Source organism: Methylobacterium sp. WL116, assembly GCF_008039455.1.
Classification (GTDB): Bacteria; Pseudomonadota; Alphaproteobacteria; order Rhizobiales; family Beijerinckiaceae; genus Methylobacterium.
Genome location: NZ_VRUV01000535.1, coordinates 1 through 2,975 on the forward strand (window position 1 = coordinate 1; position 2,975 = coordinate 2,975).

Sequence of the window (2,975 nt, forward strand, 5' to 3'; positions counted from 1 at the left end):
GGACGGCGCCCGGCTGCTGCGCCTGCGCCGGCGCCAGCCAGAGCAGGGGGGCGAGGGCGATCGCGCGGATCGCGGATCGCCGGCGGGGTCGATGATCGGTCATGTCTCGGCCCAGGTCCGGATCAGGTTGTGGTAGATGCCCGTGAGCCGCACCACCTCGGCGTGGTCGCGGCCCAGCTCCCCGACGAGCCCCTGAATGGAGGTGTCGAGGTCGTAGATCAGGCTGCGCGCCTGCGGGCTGCGGATCATGCTCTGCAGCCAGAAGAACGAGGCGACCCGCGTGCCCCGCGTCACCGGCGTGACCATGTGGAGGCTCGATGCCGGGTAGAGCACGAGGTCGCCCGCCGGCAGCTTCACCTCCTGCGAGCCGTAGTAATCCTCCGCGACCAGCTCGCCGCCGTCGTAGGTGTCGGGCTCGGCGAGGAAGAGCGTGACCGAGAGATCGGTGCGGATGCGCAGGCCCGTCATCGGGTCGCCGCGCACGGCGTTGTCGACGTGCACGCCGAAATGGTGCCCCTCGCCGTAGCGGTTGAACAGCGGCGGGAAGATGTGCAGCGGGATCGCGGCCGAGACGAAGAGCGGGTTGGCCAGGAGCGCGCCGACGATGCGCTCGCCGAGGCGCCGCGCGACCGCGCCGTTGGGCGGCAGCTGCTCGTTGCGCTTGACCAGGGCGGACTGCGAGCCGGCCGTGGACCGGCCGTCCCACCACTCCGCCGCATCCATGATCGCGCGGAACTCCGCGACCTCGGCCTTGCTCAGCACCTCGGGAATGCAGACCAGCATCGCTCAGAACCGCGTCTGCGCGATCAGCGAGATGGTGCGGCCGGGCTGAAGCTGCGTGAACGGCACGTTGCTTTGGTACAGCGCGTCGTAGATGCGCCGGTCCGTGAGGTTGGCGCCGTAGAGCTTCACCGTCAGGTTCTCGTTCACCTTCGCCTCGAGAAAGGCGTCGAAGCGCCAGTACGAGGGCAGGACGTTGGCGTTGGCCGCCAGCGTGCCGCCCGCCACCCGCGAGTTGTTGACCACCTGCGCGCCGACCTCGAACATCGGGGACAGCTGGTACTTCGCCAGCATGCTGAAGGAGCGGTTGGCGATGTTGGCCAGCCGGCTGCCGACGTTCTGCGGGATCGCGGACTGCGTCACCCGCGTGTCCATGATGACGTAGCCGCCGAACAGGCTGAGCCGGTCGCTGACCCTGCCGGCCAGCTCGAGGTCGAGGCCGCGCACCCGGTATGCGCCGGTCGCCGAGATCACCGCGTTGGTGCCGCTGCCGATCGTCTCGCGCGCGTTCTCCTTGACGGTGTTGAACAGGGCCGCGGTGGCGAGCAGGCGGCGGTCGAACAGCTCGGACTTGACCCCGATCTCGTCGGCCGTGTTCTGCTCCGGCGCCAGGATCTGGTTGCCCGCGAAGGCGGGATTGAGGCCGCCGTAGAGGGAGCTCGACGCGTCGAGCTCCGCGCCGACCGGGTTCGACGAGGTCGCGTGCGCGGCGTAGACGCTCACGGTCGAGGTCGGCTTCAGGGTCAGCCCGATGTTGTAGTTCAGGTTTCCGGAATGGGCCGACACCGAGCTGGTGTCGTTCGACGAGGTGATCGCGTAGTCGTCGAAGCGCACCCCGCCGTTGAGCAGCACGAGATCGCTGAAGTTCATCGTCTCGATCAGGTATCCGGCCTTCGTGTCGACCGGGATGACCGTCGGGTTGCCGGCCTTGGTCGGCCGGGTCGAGAACGGCAGCGTGTTGGGCGGGGTGAGGATGTTGATGCCGCGAAGCGTCCCGTTGCCGCTGAAGTTGCCTGAGAACAGTTCCGAGGTCAGGCCGGTATAGCCCTGGCGGCTCACCTCCTCGCGGCTGAACTCGGTGCCGAGGACCAGGGTGTGCTTGATCGGGCCGGTGTCGAAGCGGAAGGTCGCGTCGGAGATGTCGGCCGTGACGTCGACCGTCTGGTAGCGGCTCTGCGGGTTGAGGCTGAGCGTCGTGCCGTAGAGGTTGCGGTTGGCCGGGATCACCGGGGCCTCCGGCAGCGTGCCGACGTAGTCGAGCACCGAGTGCGCGGCCCGGAACCGGTTGCTGAGCGTGACCCATTCGGTCGGCGACCATTCCGCGGTCAGCGTCCCGGTATCCTGCTGGACGTGCTGGAAATCGCGGTTGATCAAGCCATAATAGGTGTCGCGCGGGACGATGCTTTCGGTGAAGGGCCGCCGCGACAGGGCGTTGAAGGGCACGCCGAAATCGGGCAGCCCGTTCAGGTCGGTGTGGACGTAGTTGGCGGTGAACTTCCAGTCGTCGGCCGGCTTCAGCGTCACGGCGAGCGCCGCGCCGTCGCGGTCGTCGGTCACGAACCGCCGCCCGGCGACGCCGGATTCCTGGTACAGGCCGCCGATGCGGACCGCGAGCGCCGGGCTGATCACCTGGTTGAAGTCGAGCGTGACGCGGCCGCGGCTGTCGCTGCCGACCTGGCTCTCGGTGTTGTAGAAGTCGCCCGCCGTGGTGGCCTGCTTGGTGACGACGTTCACCGCGCCGCCCGCCGTGCCGCGGCCGGCGAAGGACGAGGCCGGGCCGCGCAGGATCTCGACCTGCTCGGTGAAGAAGTTCTCGCGCACGCTGACCGACGGGTCGCGGATGCCGTCGATGAACACGTCGTTGCGCGCATCGAAGCCGCGGATGAAGAAGCGGTCGCCGAAGGCGTTGCCGCCCTCGCCGGAACCGAGCGTCACGCCGGCGGTGGTCCGCAGGATGTCGCGGAAGCTGGTCGCGTTCTTGTCGTCGATCACCTCCCGCGTGACGACGGTGATCGACTTCGGCGTGTCGAGGATCGGCTGCGTGAAGCGGTTCGAGGACAGGCGGTCGGCCTTGTAGGGCGCGGCCGGGTCCGCATACGGATTGCCGCTGATGTCGCCCCGGGCCAGGATCGGCAGGCCGGCGCCGGTCGCGGCGGCGCCGATTGCGGGCGCCGCGACCGGAGGTGCCGCCACAC

The 2,975-nt window shown here is 69.0% G+C and carries 2 protein-coding genes; both read right to left on the reverse strand.

Annotated elements, in window-relative coordinates; all coding sequences use genetic code 11:
* Positions 1-99: 99 nt before the first annotated feature.
* Positions 100-783: a Fe2+-dependent dioxygenase gene (locus tag FV223_RS24110; RefSeq protein ID WP_147729346.1), complete on the reverse strand. Its 684-nt coding sequence runs from the start codon at positions 781-783 to the stop codon at positions 100-102.
* Positions 784-786: 3 nt separating this feature from the next.
* A partial coding sequence (locus tag FV223_RS24115) for a TonB-dependent siderophore receptor (RefSeq protein ID WP_147729347.1) occupies positions 787-2,975 on the reverse strand: 2,189 nt, incomplete at its 5' end.

Excerpts from the sequence above, each read along its gene's own strand:
- FV223_RS24110 (WP_147729346.1), bottom strand. The coding sequence starts at position 783 with ATGCTGGTCTGCATTCCCGAGGTGCTGAGCAAGGCCGAGGTCGCGGAG.